The organism is Cyanobacterium sp. Dongsha4 (assembly GCF_036345015.1).
In the GTDB taxonomy this organism is placed as follows: domain Bacteria; phylum Cyanobacteriota; class Cyanobacteriia; order Cyanobacteriales; family Cyanobacteriaceae; genus PCC-10605.
The window spans coordinates 1,234,855-1,251,677 of the sequence record NZ_CP084098.1; the positions used below are offsets into that span (position 1 = coordinate 1,234,855).

General features: G+C 34.8%; 10 protein-coding genes. 2 read left to right on the forward strand and 8 right to left on the reverse strand.

Features of this window, described 5'->3' with window-relative positions; translation table 11 throughout:
- Window positions 1-83 precede the first annotated feature (83 nt).
- Window positions 84-2,312 (forward strand): choice-of-anchor Q domain-containing protein, encoded by a 2,229-nt coding sequence (locus Dongsha4_RS05230; protein WP_330204669.1) that lies wholly within the window; start codon window positions 84-86, stop codon window positions 2,310-2,312.
- Window positions 2,313-2,345: 33 nt separating this feature from the next.
- On the opposite strand, the gene xth is transcribed toward Dongsha4_RS05230, so the two are convergent.
- The 3 genes from xth to Dongsha4_RS05245 all read right to left on the reverse strand — a co-directional run bounded on the left by xth (window position 2,346) and on the right by Dongsha4_RS05245 (window position 5,477).
- Window positions 2,346-3,137 (reverse strand): exodeoxyribonuclease III, encoded by a 792-nt coding sequence (gene xth, locus Dongsha4_RS05235; RefSeq protein WP_330204670.1) that lies wholly within the window; start codon window positions 3,135-3,137, stop codon window positions 2,346-2,348.
- Between the two features lie 220 nt (window positions 3,138-3,357).
- Entirely contained in the window at window positions 3,358-4,098 is a 741-nt protein-coding gene (locus Dongsha4_RS05240; RefSeq protein WP_330204671.1) for a phycocyanobilin:ferredoxin oxidoreductase, read from the reverse strand.
- Between the two features lie 41 nt (window positions 4,099-4,139).
- Complete coding sequence (locus Dongsha4_RS05245; RefSeq protein WP_330204672.1) at window positions 4,140-5,477, reverse strand: TRAP transporter large permease subunit; 1,338 nt, start codon at window positions 5,475-5,477, stop codon at window positions 4,140-4,142.
- A gap of 236 nt (window positions 5,478-5,713) precedes the next feature.
- Here Dongsha4_RS05245 and Dongsha4_RS05250 point away from each other — a divergent pair, with 236 nt between their 5' ends.
- On the forward strand, window positions 5,714-6,997 hold the full coding sequence (locus Dongsha4_RS05250) for a glutamyl-tRNA reductase (RefSeq protein WP_330204673.1): 1,284 nt from the start codon (window positions 5,714-5,716) through the stop codon (window positions 6,995-6,997).
- Between the two features lie 202 nt (window positions 6,998-7,199).
- Here the strand turns inward: Dongsha4_RS05250 and Dongsha4_RS05255 are convergent, their stop codons facing one another.
- From Dongsha4_RS05255 to Dongsha4_RS05275, 5 genes are all read right to left on the reverse strand, one after another.
- Complete coding sequence (locus Dongsha4_RS05255) at window positions 7,200-12,575, reverse strand: hypothetical protein (protein ID WP_330204674.1); 5,376 nt, start codon at window positions 12,573-12,575, stop codon at window positions 7,200-7,202.
- Window positions 12,576-12,955: 380 nt separating this feature from the next.
- Window positions 12,956-13,126, reverse strand: a complete 171-nt coding sequence (locus Dongsha4_RS05260) for a hypothetical protein (protein WP_015218801.1) — start codon at window positions 13,124-13,126, stop codon at window positions 12,956-12,958.
- Between the two features lie 178 nt (window positions 13,127-13,304).
- Window positions 13,305-14,954: an MBL fold metallo-hydrolase gene (locus Dongsha4_RS05265; RefSeq protein ID WP_330204675.1), complete on the reverse strand. Its 1,650-nt coding sequence runs from the start codon at window positions 14,952-14,954 to the stop codon at window positions 13,305-13,307.
- 15 nt (window positions 14,955-14,969) lie between these two features.
- Window positions 14,970-15,092: a hypothetical protein gene (locus Dongsha4_RS05270; protein ID WP_015218803.1), complete on the reverse strand. Its 123-nt coding sequence runs from the start codon at window positions 15,090-15,092 to the stop codon at window positions 14,970-14,972.
- Between the two features lie 164 nt (window positions 15,093-15,256).
- The gene (locus Dongsha4_RS05275; protein ID WP_330204676.1) at window positions 15,257-16,288 is read right to left on the reverse strand and encodes an NAD(P)/FAD-dependent oxidoreductase; all 1,032 of its coding nucleotides are present in this window, start codon (window positions 16,286-16,288) and stop codon (window positions 15,257-15,259) included.
- Window positions 16,289-16,823 lie beyond the last annotated feature (535 nt).

Here is a 16,823-nt window from a genome sequence, read left to right on the forward strand (position 1 = left end):
TACACAAAAAATAATATTTGTTTTCTCTTTTTTGAATTACAATTAAAACAAATAAAAAATACTTAAGTAATTTCTTAGATATTATGGCAGACGAAACTATATTGTTAAATGTCACTACAACCCTGGATCAAAATGACGGTAGTGATTTTCAGGGTTTATCTTTAAGGGATGCTATTCTTATCGCTAATGCTGATCCTGACAACCATTACACAATTAATCTTCCTGCAGGAACATATAATCTAACAATTAAAAATGTTTTATTACCGACTACTGATACCAGTGCAGATGCGGCGACTTTATTTCAAAGCCGTTTAGCAACAGGTGACTTGGATATTATTGGTAATATCACCATAATTGGGGAAGATCCAGAAAATACCATTATTGATGCCGAGCCTTTAACTCAACCCTTACCCCCTGATGATAGTACAAATCCTTTTCCTGATGATCCTCCAGTTATTACCCCAACTATAGGCGATCGCGTCTTTGACGTTTTATCAGGAGCGCGATCGGGAAAAACATTACAAGATGGAAGTCCTGCTAATGGTAGTTTAAATCTTCAAAATGTCACTATTAAAAATGGAGTGATTAGTCCTGATAATATAGATGCACTGTTTGCAGAAGGTACAACAAATGGTGGAGCGTTGAATATTGATTTGAATGCTCAAGCCACTATCACTAACAGTGTTATATCCAGTAGCACTACGATTATCAATCCAGGTGCTGGAGGACAAGGTGGCGGAATAAATAACTCTGGCACTTTAACCTTAGATAAATCAATTGTTCGTGATAACAACTCAGGGGACAATGCAGGAGGTATCTACAACACTGGCATTATGACCATTCGAGATAGTGCCATTATCAATAACTTAGCAGATGCAGCCGCACCCGACATAATCGAAGGTGGTGGTGGGGGTATTCTCAACGAAGCAGGAGCAACCCTTATCATGGTTAATACCACCGTTTCAGGTAATATTAGTGCTTCTACGGATCCAAATGATCCCCCTAGTGGTCCGCCTAGTGGTCCGGGAGATGGTGGTGGAGGTATTTTGTCCAGAGGAACTACCCGTATTATCAACTCAACCATCGTCAATAATGCCGCCCAGGTGGGTTCAGGTATCTATTCAGAAACAACTACTGCCAACACAATTTTATATAACACCATCGTAGGTAATAATAATGGCAGTCCAGACTTAGACGGGTTTTTTGACTTCCGTAGCGGATTCAATTTAGTTACTAACGCCAATGGCTCAATTCTTGATGCTAAAAACGGCAATATTGTTGGTGGTGATACAACTCAACGTCTCGATCTAAAAATAGGTCCTTTACAAGATAATGGTGGTCCTACTCCCACTCATGCACTATTACCCGATAGTCTAGCTATTAATGCAGGAGACACCGAACAGGTTAATATTCTATTCTATTTCCCCGATGATCCACCATTAGATCAAAGAGGCTCAGAAAGAATTAGCGGTGGCAGAATCGATATTGGTTCTTATGAAGTTTTTGTTGAAGCAACAGGAAATCAAGAAACAGTAGATAATTCATCGACTCCTGACACCACTACCACTGGGGTAAATAGCACCAATACAGGAACAGAAAATCCTGAAACTAACCCTAATACTACTACCACTGGGGTGAATAATACCAATACAGGAACAGAAAACCCTGATACTAATCCTGACACTACTACCACTGGGGTAAATAATACCAATACAGGAACAGAAAATCCTGAAACTAACCCTGATACTACTACCACTGGAGTAAATGAAAGTACTGGGACAGAAACCAATTCTGAAACAACTACAAATATCCCTGATAACACCAATCCAGAAGTAGTGGGGAGTGAAACAACAGACTCATTGTTAAATGATCCTTTCTATCGTTTTCAAAACAGCGATCGCGCTGGTACTTATCTATATGTAGGAGCAGAAGAACGCACCGATATTCTTAATAATTATTCACCTCCTTTTATAGAAGAAGGATTCGCATTCAATGTGTCTTATCAACAACAAGATGGATTAATTCGCTTTAATCGCTTCCAAAGCATGGAAACCCCCGGTACTTACTTATTTGCCAGTGAAGAAGAAAGCGTTAGTATTCGTCAAAATCATTCAAACACATTTGATGAAGAAGGTGTTGCTTTCTATGCTTATGGTGCTGATGCTGGTATCGGACAAGATGTATTCCGTTATCAAAGTAAAGTTAACCCCGGTACTTACTTATTTGTTTTAGAAGCGGAGAAAAATACTATTGACTCTCAATATGCTTCTGATTTCACCTATGAAGGGGTTGCTTTTGAAGTTATTGTTTAAGGTTATTGTTAGGTGGGCATTGCCCACCATTAATTAGTCGGGAAATTCACATACTACAGGGGCGTGGTCACTGGGTTTTTCTAATTTCCTAGGATTAATATCTATATAACAATTACTAGCTTTTTCATAAAGACTACTGGTTAAGTAAATATGATCAATACGCCACCCTCTATTTTTACTGAAGCCACCATGACGATAATCCCACCAACTGTAATAATTTCCTTCTTGAGTAAACTTACGAAACGCATCTCTAAAGCCTAAATCCATAATGTTGGTTAAAGAATCTCTTTCGGGAATAGAAGCCATGATATGATCTTTTTTCCCCTTGGGATTATAAATATCTATATCTTCTAAAGCTATATTAAAGTCTCCACAGACTAAAATTTCTTCGCTGTGTTTATTTTTTAGCTCCATCAAATACTCTGATAATTTCTTCAGCCAAGTTAGCTTATACTCATATTTTTCAGAGCCAACAGAATTACCATTAGGCACGTATAGGTTAACGATTCTAATATTATTAAAAACTCCACTAATTACTCTTTTTTGTTCATCTAAATTATCTATATTTTCTTCTAATATTCCAGAGAAACCATAGTCAATTTTATCTGGAGATTTTTTACTAAAAATAGCTACTCCATTATAAGATTTTTGACCATATATATAAGTTTTATAACCTATATCATTAAAAGTTTCTACAGGAAAATCTTGATCTATAACTTTTGTTTCTTGCAAACAAATAACATCAATATCATTTTCTAATAACCAGTTTTTTACGTGTTCTTGTCTAGTTCTGATAGAATTAACATTCCATGTCGCTATTTTCATATATTTACTTTATTTGAATATTTTGATTAACTTTTTATTGATAAATAATTGATTAAATAATAGATAGGTTTTATTAAAACTATAAGTACTGTTTTTTATGCTATTTTCCATTGCTTATTACTTATTTACCGATACCATAAGCCGTGCGAGTTACAATAACACAAAGTGCTATATATTTTTAGTTTTAAACATCGATAAAATTCCTCATTTCTCTAATTAACTAAGTTAATGATGGCAAATCAAATAAAACTGAAGTCATATAATTCTCCGCCCATTCTTCTCCAAAGGCTTTTTCTAAGACTCGTCGAGTTTTATCGTTTTGCTGTTGTTGACTGCAATAGTTTTTTTGTCCTTCCCAATAAATTAATTTTTCTTCTTCAGAAATAGCTTGAGACTTTTCGGCAATTTGACAATGAATAGTTAAAAAATTTCGGACACGATTCAAAAATTGCATTTCCTCCTCTTCATTTGCAGGGCGAATAAATAAACAAAAAGGGGAAAAAATATCACCCCAAACAGGTAAATCTCTCACATCACTAAATGGAGTATTTTCTAGGGCAGATAAGGCATTATTGTAATCTTCACCAAGATTTTTTTCGGCATTAGTAGGAGATAAATCAACAATGGCGGCACTAATTCCCGCTTTTCCTGCTACGATGTCACAACCAAACATAGGCAGGGGATAATTGACGTGGGGAAACATAACACAATGAAGAATATCTAAATTAGTTCCCACCTTGGCTAATTCTAGGTGCATTTTCCGAAATTGGGTGGTTTGATAGCAACGATTTTCAATGGTTAGTCTTTCTCCTTCTAATTTTCCTTCAACATATCCTAATCCTTCTGGTAGTTGGTAGGGAGACAGAGAAAGGTTTTCTTGCCATGTTGTAATAATTGTTTCTGCTAATTGATTAATTAAAGGGTGTAATCTATCTTTTAAATCAGAGGAAATATTGACCATGAATAAATTTTATATTTTATATATTTTGTCTTAAATTTACTTTAATTTGCTGAGGATAAAGAAGGCAAGAAATTAACAAGGGCAGGAAAAATGATTATTAGGATTAAAACAAATAATTGCAATAAAATAAAAGGTATTGCACCTTTGTATATATCTTCTGTGGAAACTTCAGGGGGGGCTACTCCTCTCAAATAAAAGAGGGCAAAACCGAAAGGGGGAGTAAGAAAGGAGGTTTGTAAATTAGCACCTAAAATAACTCCATACCATAATAAATCAATTCCTAAAATTTGAGCGGCAGGGGCAAATAATGGGATAACAATGAATGCGATTTCAAAAAAGTCAATAAAGAAGCCGAGAATAAAAATCAACAACATATTAACTGCTAGAAATCCCCATACTCCACCGGGTAAGTTAACTAATAACTCTTCGATGAAGCGATCGCCTCCGATACCTCTAAATACTAAACTAAAAGCAGTAGAACCGAGCAAAATAAACATAACCATTGTGGTAATCAACATAGTTGACTTACAAGCCTTAACCACCATTTGCCAAGTTAAACGCCCATTTAACATTGCTAAAATCATAGCACCAAAAGATCCGATCGCACCTGCTTCTGTGGGAGTGGCAATACCCCAAAAAATACTACCTAAAACTAAAAAAATTAAAATTAGAGGAGGAAACATCGCCTGAGTAACCCTAACCCACAACTGTTTCCCACTTATTTTTCTCACCTCTAAAGGCAAAGCAGGAGCGCAATCAGGTCTTAACCATGCTACAATCAGCACATGAGCCGCAAAAACTCCCGCCATCAATAACCCCGGAATTAAAGAACCAATAAATAAATCCCCCACGGGTAAACCCAGTTGATCCGCCAACACCACAAGGACTACACTAGGAGGAATAATCTGCCCCAAAGTGCCACTAGCCGCAATCACTCCAGTTGCCAATTGTTTGTTATATCCATAACGTAACATGATGGGTAAGGAAATCAAGCCCATAGCCACCACCGTAGCCGCAACCACCCCTGTAGTAGCCGCCAATAAAGCACCCACCACCACCACCGCTAAAGCTAATCCCCCCCTCATCCTGCCGAATAAAATTCCCATCGTTTCTAATAATTTCTCAGCTATCCCTGTAGTTTCTAACATTGAGCCGAGAAAAATAAAATAAGGAATTGCCAACAAAGTATAATTAGACATAATGCCAAAAATACGAGAAGGCATTGCCGTCAAAAAAATGGGGTCAAAAACACCCAATAAACTACCAATCAAGGCAAAAACAAGGGCAACTCCTCCTAGTGAAAACGCCACAGGATAGCCCAAAGAAAGGAATACTAATGCCCCAACAAACATTAACAAACCTAACCAATCATAAGACATAATCTAAGACCCTATTGAAACAGAATAAAGTTTTGATAACTAAGAGTTTAAGGGAAACTAGAGAGAAATATAAAATAAACAATAAATTGAAAATTAATAAGATTTCTGAAACCTTGTAAATATATGTAAAGATTATTTAAAGACGTTAGGAAATAACCTCTACCATAAACAATAATTTAAAATTGTTAAAAAGCATTTATAGTAACCCGATTATTTAAAGAGCATAAAAATAGAAAATGAATATTGTAGTAGTAGGACTTTCTCACAAAACTGCCGCAGTGGAAGTAAGAGAAAAATTGAGTATTCCTGAAGCGAAAATAGAAGACTCCATTCGTCATTTACTCACTTACCCCCACATAGAAGAAGTTGCCATTATTAGCACTTGTAACCGCTTAGAAATTTATGCTGTAGTCAAAGAAACAGAGCAAGGGGTGAAAGAAATAACCCAATTTTTGGCAGAAATAGGTAATTTAGCCCTATTGGAGTTACGTCGTCACTTATTCATTCTTCTTCACCAAGATGCTATTCGTCACTTAATGCGTGTTGCCGCCGGATTAGAAAGTTTAGTTTTAGGGGAAGGGCAAATTCTTGCACAAGTAAAAACAACCCATAAACTGGGAATGAAATATAATGGTATGAGTAGATTGCTCGATCGCCTCTTTAAACAAGCAATTAGTGCAGGGAAAAGAGTTCGTACAGAAACCAATATCGGTACTGGTGCAGTATCTATTAGCTCGGCGGCAGTGGAATTAGTCGATACAAAAATAGAAGATTTATCCTCCCAGAAAGTTACCATTATCGGTGCGGGAAAAATGTCCCGTTTATTGGTTCAACATCTCTTAGCAAAAGGAGTTGAGGATATTATAATCGTTAATCGCTCCCATAATCGTTCTCAAGAATTAGCAAAACAATTTCCCCAAGCTAACTTAAAGCTACATCTGCTTGAAGATATGATGACCATGATTGCTCAGTCTGATATAGTGTTTACCAGTACAGGCGCAACTCAACCAATTCTCGACAAAAATAATCTTTCCTCTCTATCCATTAATCATTCACTGATGTTAGTTGATATATCAGTACCGAGAAATGTAGCTAGTGATGTAACAGAATTAGAATTTATTAAATCCTACAATGTAGATGATTTAAAAGCTGTAGTAGCACAAAATCACGCCAGTCGCCGAGAAATGGCAAGGGAAGCCGAAAACTTATTAGAAGAAGAAATAGAAGCCTTTGAATTGTGGTGGCAATCCTTAGAAACCGTACCAACCATTAGCTGTTTAAGAAGTAAAATAGAGCAAATCCGAGAGCAGGAATTAGAGAAAGCCTTATCGAGATTAGGTTCTGAGTTTGCAGAAAAACATCAAGAGGTAATTGAAGCCTTAACCAGAGGTATTGTTAATAAAATATTACATGATCCAATGGTGCAATTGCGCACCCAAAAAGACATCGAAGCCAGAAGAAAAGCATTACATACCTTACAGACTTTGTTTGACCTTGAAGTGTCTGAGCAGTTAATCTAAGTTGGGTTATTGGGGAGAAACGAGTTCGGAGTTCGGAGTTCGGAGTTCGGAGTTCGGAGTTCGGAGAGTTCGCTGTACTCATGCACTCCCTTCGGTCGTGAACGGAGTTATTAATTCTTAATTATTAAACCATTGCCTATTTCCTATTCCCTATTCCCTATTTACCTTTGCCCTTTTAACTTTGCCCCTTGCACTAATTGAATCAACCCTTGAAAGTGAGAGTTAAAGCCGCTTCTTTCCACCTGCCCATTTTTCTCAAAAGATTTGCCGCCTTCAGACGGTTTCCTGCTTTTAACCACGCCTCAATGGCTAAATCCCATTTATCTTCCCCTTGTTGTTCACATATTAGTGCCACTTTTTCCCAATTGTGCACTATACGCCAACATTGTTCTGCTTTTTCCCAGTCTAACCCTTGCTCATAACAAACCCCAGCTTTTGCTTCTTTATCTTCTATATCACTTTTTAACCATAAGTCTCCTGCTTTGTGCCATTCTTGGAGTGTCTCGTAGGCAGAGGCTTCTAAATCATATCTTCTTAACTGATGCCAACAGTCGGCGGTTTTTTGCCACAGTTGTGCTTTTTGATAACAGTAAGCCGCTTTCTCCCATTTTTCAATCAATTCCCATAACTCCCCTGCTTCTTGCCATTTTTCCTGTTTCTCTCTCATCAAAGCAACTTTTTCCTGATTACCTACTTTTTGCCAACAAGATTCTGCTAAGGCAAAAGATTGTAAATTTTCGTAAATTTTTGCACCATTTTCCCATTTTTGTGCTATGCAAAAGGCTTCTGCCGCCCTATCCCATTGATTTTGTTTTTCACACATAAAAGCGACATTTTCCCAATTGTCTAGTTTACGCCATAAATCTTCTGCTTTTTGCCAGTTTTCGGCTTTTTCATAACAAATAACGGCTTTTTCTTCTTCATCAATGGTTAGCCATGCTTTAGCCGCTTTCTCCCATTTTTCAATCAATTCCCACATTTGTGCCGCACCTTGCCAGTTTTCCCGTTTTTCTCTCGCTAAAGCAACTTTTTGCCAATCTTCCAGCATTAACCAACAGGATTCTGCTTTTTCCCAGTTTTCAGCATTTTCGTAGCAAATTCCTGCCTTTACTTTCGCTTCTGTGGATAACCAAGCCTCTGCGGCTTCTTCCCATGCCCCTTGTTTTTCACGCATTACTGCAACTTTTTCCCAGTCACCAAATTTTAACCAACAGAATTCGGCTATTTGCCAATTTTCAGCTTTTTCATAACAGCTACCAGCTTTTTCATAGGCTTTGATTTGTAACCATGCCTCTCCTGCGGTTTCCCATGTTTCTTGCTTTTCCCTGACTAAAGCAACTTTTTGCCAATCTTCTAATTTTAACCAACATGATTCGGCTGTTTGCCAATTTTCAGCTTTTTCATAACAGCTACCGGCTTTTTCATAGGCTTTGATTTGTAACCATGCCTCTCCTGCGATTTCCCATGTTTCTTGTTTTTCTCTAACTAAGGCAACTTTTTGCCAATCTTCTAGTTGTAACCAACAGGATTCTGCTGTTTGCCAATTTTCAGCTTTTTCGTAACAGCTACCAGCTTTTTCATAGGCTTTGATTTGTAACCATGCCTCTCCTGCAGTTTCCCAGATGTTTTCTTTTTCCCAGAGTAATGCAGCCTCTTGCCATTTTCCTTGTTGTTGATAGTTTTGGGCTAATTTTTGCCAATCTTTTAATTGTCGCCAACAGTTTTCTGCCAGTTTCCATAATTTTCCTTTTTCGTAGCAAATTCCCCCTTTCTCTAAGTCTGGTATTTTTAACCATGTTTCTCCTGCTTTTTGCCATTGGGATAACTTTTCCCATTCTTTAGCTGATTCTTGCCATTTTTCTTGTTTTTCACACATTAAAGCTACTTGTTGCCAGTTTTCTAATTCTCGCCAACATTCTTTTGCTTTTTCCCACATGGATATATTTTCATAACAATAGGCGGCTTTTTCGATAGGTGAGACTTTTTGCCATGCTTGGGCGGCTTTTTGCCATGCTTGTTGTTTTTCACACATTAAAGCCACATTTACCCATTGTTGAATTTGTCGCCAACATTCTTCTGCTTTTTCCCAATTTCTTGCTAGTTGATAGTCTTCTCCTGCTTGGTAATATTCTTTTAACTCTAGCCAAATATCAGCAGATTCTTGCCATTTTCCTTGTTTTTGACACAGAATAGCCACATTTTTCCAGTCTTGAAGTTGACGACAACAGGCTTCAGCTTTATTCAAGTCTCCTGCTTTTTCATAACATTCCATGGCTAGGGAATATTCTTTTTGTTTTTCCCATGCTTTTCCTGCTAAAGCAAATTGATTCAATTTTTGCCATAGTTTTCCTGCGGATTCATAGTCTTGTTGTTGATAGCAACAGAAAGCTACTTTTTCCCATTCGTTTAGTTGTCGCCATAATTTTTCTGCTTGTTGCCATTGGTTTAATTTTTCTAAGCATTGGGCGGCTTTGGCTTTTTCTTCAATTTTTAGCCATGCTTTAACAGCATTTTCCCAATTTTCTTTTCTCTCACAACAAATAGCTACTTTTTCCCACTGTGATAATTTTAACCAAGATGCGATCGCATCTTCCCAATTTTTTGCCTTTTCGTAACAAATAGCCGCTTTTTCAAATTGTTTTATTTGTAACCATGCCTCTCCTGCTTTTTGCCAAGACTCTAAACTTTCCCAGATAATTGCGGCATCTTGCCATTTATTTTGTGCCTGACAACAATAAGCTACTTGAGGAAGATTCTTTAACTTACGCCAACAAACCTCCGCCTTTTTCCATTCCATTCCCCATTGATAACACCGCGCCGCCTTCTCCAGTTGAGAAATTTTTAGATAGGCTTGTGCCGCTTTTTGCCACTGTTGTAGATGTTGCCATATTTTCCCCGCCTCTTGCCATCTATTTTGTCTTTCACAACAAATCGCTACTTTTTCCCAATGCTTTATGTTTTGCCAACATTGTTGTGCCTTTTGCCATTGAAAGACTTTTTCATAACAAACGGCCGCTTTTTCCCAATTACCTACTTGTTGCCATATTTCCCCTGCCATCAGCCATTGCTTTTCTTCCTCTCTAATTAAAGCCACCTTCTCCCAATCTTCTAGTTTTTCCCACATAGAAGCGATAAGAGATAGTTGTTGATGAAGACGATAATTTTTTTCAGCCTGAAGATAACACTCTTTTGCTTGAGAATAATTGCCTTGAATACGATATTCATCACCTGCTTTTTCCCACTCATAATTTAACTGTAAACATCGCAAATAATCTTCCCTTGCTTCACCTTTTTGATAACAGATACTAGCTTGATGAAATTCTTGATTATCTTCAAAATATTTACCTTTTTCCTGCCATTGAAATTCACTGAGATGATGCCATTTAGTCAACCATAATTTTTCTGCCACTTCTTGCCAACAGTTAACCGCTTTTTCCTCTTTCCCTAATCTTTGCCATATATCCCCCGCTTTTTCCCACTGATTTTCAACTTCTGCTTGATAAGCCTCCATCAATAAATAGTTGTACTCTAGGGAGTTATAAGTTAGATTTTCATTACTCAACTCTTGGCTATTGGGGAGAGATAAAAGGGGATTTGTTTCTTGCCTACTTTCAACATTTAGTTGTTGTTTATCCCTCATAATCTGATAACATTCTTTTGCTTGAAGAAACGCACCTTGATGATGATAAAACTTAGCAATGGTTTCAACGGTGAGAAAAAGAGAGGGTTGCCAAAAATCGTTTATATCCTCTGGGTTGATAGTGTGTAAATAATTTATTAAAGCAGGATATTGACTTTCTGGGTTAAATTCAGTTTCAGCAAAAATAATTTTGTGGTTAACACTACTCAAACACAAATAAAGATATTCGGATAAAAGTTTTTCTCCTTCTTGGTTATTTTGTAGATGTTGAAAGTAACTAAAAAAATTCCATAACAAAATAGTATCAAAAGTTAATCCTTCTAATTCATGGAGAGTGAGAATACGACTTAAGCTATTTGCTGAGGATAAGTTAAGTTTTTGTGATAGTTTTTCTTTTTCTAGTTGATGAGTAACAACAATACACTTATCAAAACCAAATGTTTTCCCTTTAGCAAAGATTTTTTCTTCATTAGAAATTAGTAAACAGCAGTCAGAATTATTTGTAAGGGGATGATTAATGTCTGGTGTTTCTTTTAACCATAGTTTGTTATTAATTAAGGCTTTGGTTAATTTAACTATTTCTTTGGAAGGAGTAAAACTGGCTTTTAATTTACTGAAATTAAGAATTGTCTCTGATGTTGTGTTGGTATATTCCCTTATTTTTTCTTGTAGGGTTGCAGAAGAATAAATTATTTTCCGAGAGTCATAGTTAAAGCAAAAGTTTTTTTCTGCGGTGGTTAATTGGCAAATTAATTTAAGACTAATTTCACTCCAGTGATGAATATTATCGCCATAGATATAATATTTCCCGATATTATCTTCGTGTAGATGAGTTAATAAATATCTACTTAAGTCGTTGTCATCCCAATAGTTATTTTCTTTTAACCATTGTTGATATTTTTCTGCTAGTTTATATATTTTTTTGTGATTGACATTGAGAGGGAGAAAACTATAGTTTTGAATTTGTTGTTGGTAGTCTTCTAAGGTAATTAATCCTTTTTCATTGATGGGATAAGCGGCATTTCCCTTGAGGAGATAATATATTTCTTGCCATAAATGCTTTGAGTCTATTTCTTCGAGATTATACTGGGTGCTAAATTTTTCTTTGAAGAGATGAAAATTAATTTGTTTACTTCTAACAAACTGGTTATTGTCTCCTTGATATGTTTCTGTTAATAGTTTTTTCAGTAATTCTGTAAGAGATAATATCTCTAGGTAATTATTTTTTTTTAAGGCTTCTCCTGTTAATTTTTTATAGTTGTTAATGATTTGATATTTATTTATTAAACTATCACTAATCAAAATAGTTTTTTGACTATCATTTTCTCTATTTTTAGCATTTAAAATGGCTTTAATTAATAGGATAGTTGTTTTACCTGTTTTTTTTATTCCCGATAATATCAGAGGATTTTTTTGATTAATATTTACAAATTCTTCTTGATTTAAAAATATATCCTTTTTCTTTTTATTTTGATTACTTAATAAATTACTTAATTTAACAAAATCATTATGATTAATTGTTAAATCTTTCTGATTAATTTTCAAACTTTCTTTAGTTTTGAAGTGGTTGATTGTTCCAGTATCTAAGTTATTATTAACAGGGTTATTATTAATATTAATATCGATAATACTGGTTTTCTCTAAGTCATTAGCAAAAGTAACAATTCTTTTTAATTTACTGCGATCGAATATATTGATAATTTTAAGATATATTTTCTGCTCATCAATAATTTTAGTTAAAAATATTTCTAATTTAAAAAAGTAATTTATTCGATAAATAATATTATTTTCTTGATATTTATTTATTTCTAATTGTATGGCAGGATTAATGATAATTTCTTCTAAAACATTGATAATATTATCAAAATAGATACTTTCTTCTAGTTTTTTTATTTTTTGGTATAAGTTATAACTAATTAATAGTAAATAATTATTCATCGCTATTATTCAATAAGTAATATCATAAAATTCTTTAATTAACCTACCACAAAAATGAACTAAAGCACTTATATTAAGGTTATGATATTTAGGGTTTATTAAAACTAATAGGTACAGTTTTTCATTTCATTTACCATTGCAAGAGTGCTGAAATTTTCCTATCCCTCGATACCGATAAGTTTTGTATCTCACCATAACTAAAATGGCTATAGTCAATGATAGTAGAGTATAGAAATAAAAACTAGCAATTCGGTATCTAGTATTTTGAATATATTTACTATTTTCAATTATCAATTGATTACAAGAGAGGATTTAGTTTTACCATTGGAGATTTTTCGGTAAAACCGATAGCTGATAGCTGACAATTAGGGCTTATAAAGCTAAGAAGGAAAAGTTTTATTTAACTCTTCAATTAACTCCTCTAATTCTTCTAAAGCCTGATTAACATCAAGACGAAGATTGCCTAAATCTGGTTTTTCTAAAAGTTGTTCTAATACTTCTTTTTTAGATGCGATCGCTCTTATTTTTTCTGCAATAATAGGTGTAGTCATGATGGCAAATAATTAATTTTTTTTGACAATATCATTCTAATATACACTCACTGCCCCCGCATAACTTTATCTAGGGGAGGGTAAGCAAAAGGAAAAGGGTAACAGTTTTCTTGTTGCAGAGCAATTATGACCTTGAATAATATAATAATCTTCAGATTGATATTACTATAGCATAATCTCAATTATTATCAACTTCAAATAGAGGACAATAACCATCGTGAGGCACAGTAAAACCATTAAGGGGAGATTCTTGATTATGACAATGTTGATTATCAAAATGACGACAGTTACCGCAGGATTCTGGATTTAGTTGTCTTCTCAAGAGACTATTTTGCTGTAGTAATTCCCGTTGAGATAATCCCCTTAAAACTAATTCTTCTCCTTGCCATCTTGCTTCAATTAAGCCTGTGTCAGCGAAATTTTGCCATCGAGGGTCTTTATTAATTTGTTCTGGTAAGGTAATAGTAACATAAGCCCCCGTTTCGTTCAATTCTCCTTCATAGTTATTTTGAGTGGTGATTTTTGGTTGCATGAATTGGGCGCCAATGGGTAAATCGACTTTTACCCCAACAGCAGGAGAATGGAGTTGATAGCGATTTTGTAATTCTTCTAAACTGGTTAAATCCGCTAGGTAATTGGGTAAACCGTGAACAAATATAATATGTTGAGGGCGTAAGTTATGAATGAGTTGGGTTGTATTTCTGCCGTCGCTATGTTCTGCTAAAAGATAGTCTTCGATAATTATTCTTTCTGGGTCATATTTTTGAGTTAATGACTTAAATTCATCAGTTTGCTTTATTTTTGATTGTTCTGGGATTAATATCAGCCATTTTTGTCCATTATCTTGACAATATTCCTGTAAATGACTTATTTTGTCTGTTAAAACGATACTTGGTTCAATAATTAATTGGTGACGGGCAGTATTTTTCGTTACCCGTCTCATGCGAGGTTTTATTTTATCATCCCAAAAAAGAGGTTGATGTTTAGCAAAATTCTGGACATTTTCGGGAAAATAGCCAATTAAATCTAAATACAAGTCACAAGCTGAAGCTAAGTCTCCATCTACCCATATATCAAGGTTTCTCCCTGTAAATTCATGATGCGATCGCAATAATTTCAGTAATTCTTGTCCTAAACCAAAGGTAGGTACAGGCATAATAACATTAACCTGAGATTCGATCGCAGTTTTTATTCTTGCCATCAACTGTTTTTCTTGGTGACGGCGATGGGGATGTCTGGCTGTGCCATAACTTCCTTCAATAATTAATATATCAGGATTTAAACCCCGTAAGCTATCCAGAGATAAACCCTCTACTAACTGTAGATTAGAAAGACAAAAATCTCCTGTATAGAAAATTTTATAAACCCTATCTCGATGATGATATTGAAATAAGAAAGCCGATGCACCTGGTAAATGGCCAGCAGGATACAATTCTACCGTTAAATCTGATTGTAAATGAAAAGGCGATCGCCAAGGTAACACTTGAGGAAAAGAAATGGAGGCAGAATCCTTTTTATCCAACCAATTAAGGGGTAATAACTTCCCTGTGACATCGCTGGTATAAATGGGCAAATCTGGGTAACACTGATGTAGAGCAAGTAACCCACGAGCATGATCCTGATGGGCATGAGTACAAAAAACCCAATCAAAAGGAGGTTGACCTTGATTAACTAATAAGCTAATATCTTCAACACCACAATCAAGTAATAGTCTATAATTACCCAGAGTAAGTTGTAAGGCAACCCCCTCGGTGTAATGCCCAACACCAAAGGGATAACAAGAAAAGCTAATTTCAGGTGCGGAAAATTTTTCTTGCCGCTTAATCATAAAAAAACTACTACTTTAATGAGCCGAACCGTTACCATCATAGTAATCGGTGTCATAGTAACCGTTTCTAGTACCGAAAAATAAAGCCGATACAATAAATAAGCCAGTTAAGATGACCATTAGCATTTTAACATCCATGATTGCTTAACACTCCGAGATATTTAGAACTGTTACTTGTATCATAAATCATTGTTTTCTCAGTTACCTTAGTTTGATATAAAATTTATTGGATTGTAGTAGGTAAGAGGCAAAGCCCTCTTTCTTTACCCCTTGCCTTTTTATTATTCCTCAATTGAATTGAATTAAAATTCCTCTGTAGCTAATAAATAAGCACTTAAAAAAGCTGATTCAACTTTACCCTGAAAACACCAATCCCCACAAACAGCTAATTGATTAGATTTATCCATATAGTATTTTTGAGTATTCGGTTTTTTTGGTAAGGCATAACGCCATAAATGTAAAGATTCGTATAAAATCCCCTCAAAATTATGAGATAAAACTTTTTCTGCTTCTTTTTTCAATATTTCTGCCACTAAATTACGGCCATCTCCATCGTGCTGTAATACTTCTTGATTAGAAGCTAAATTATTTTCCGCCCAATGAAAATTAGATTGAATAATTAAACTCAGTTGTTTACTCCTTGCAGGTTTACTACTATTAACCCCTATCCAACCTAAAATCGGATGCTCTAATTGCAAACCGTCAAAACCAAAATCTTTTTCCTCTGCGATAACTAAGATTAAACTATAGCAGGGATACATTTGCACTGATTCAATAGATGCGATTCCTCTGCAACCCTCCTCTGTCGAGACTAAATCTATGATATTGCTATGATTCTTAATTAAATCCCATGTTTGCATTGGCGGTGCAGTGATAATTACCCAATCATAATTTTCATGGTGGTTTGATTGTTCGTCAACTAAAATCCATTTATCTTCTTGTTGCTGTAAAGAAACGATACGAGTTTGTAAACAAATATTGATATTTAAAGCCATCTGTTTACATAAAGTATTCATGCTTGTAATAGGCAAATAACGACTTTTTTCCTCGGCAACTTCCTGAAAATTACCTTCTATCCAAGAAAAAAAACGTCCCTGCCATACAGTAATTGAAGAATTATATTCTTGCAAAAACTCTTTAAACAAAGGATCTTTCACCGTAAAATATTGACAACCGTGATCTAAATAACCCCATTCTGTTCTTCTGCTAGACATTCTACCACCAACCCCACGCCCTTTATCAAAAATATCAACAGAAAACCCTTTTTTACATAGGATTTTACCCACTGTCAATCCTGCCATTCCTGCCCCAATAACAGCAATTTTTTGTGTCATAATACCTGCTAAGTTGTGTGATATTTAAGATTGTACAAAAACTAATTCTATATTCTCAACATATTCTCAATTTCACTTTTTGAAAATTTATCAGTTAGAAAAAATTAAATGAGTATTTTTACTGATATTTATATCATGAAGTTTTTTTGCCCCCTAAAATTCAAGAAAATATGGAAATTATAATTAATTATTTATTTACAAATTAAATATTTTTTTGAATTCTCTTGAAAATAACACACTTTATCAAAAATAGTTATTTTTAAATTGTTTTGTGGCGATATTTGTAGCCTATTAATAATGCTGATTTATTATAAATTAATAAAAAATAGATTAATTAGACAAAAAAATAAATTACTAATAATTACTAATTATCTTTTAAAGAAAAACTATAAGCTCGATCGCAACTATTCTGTAAAGTATTGCAAAAAAATACTAATTTTTATAAAGAATCAATGTCAAAACACTAATTTCATAGAATAATAAAAAGTAGAGGGACTTAGATAAAAAGATAACTAAAAACCCAGAACAATTAAAG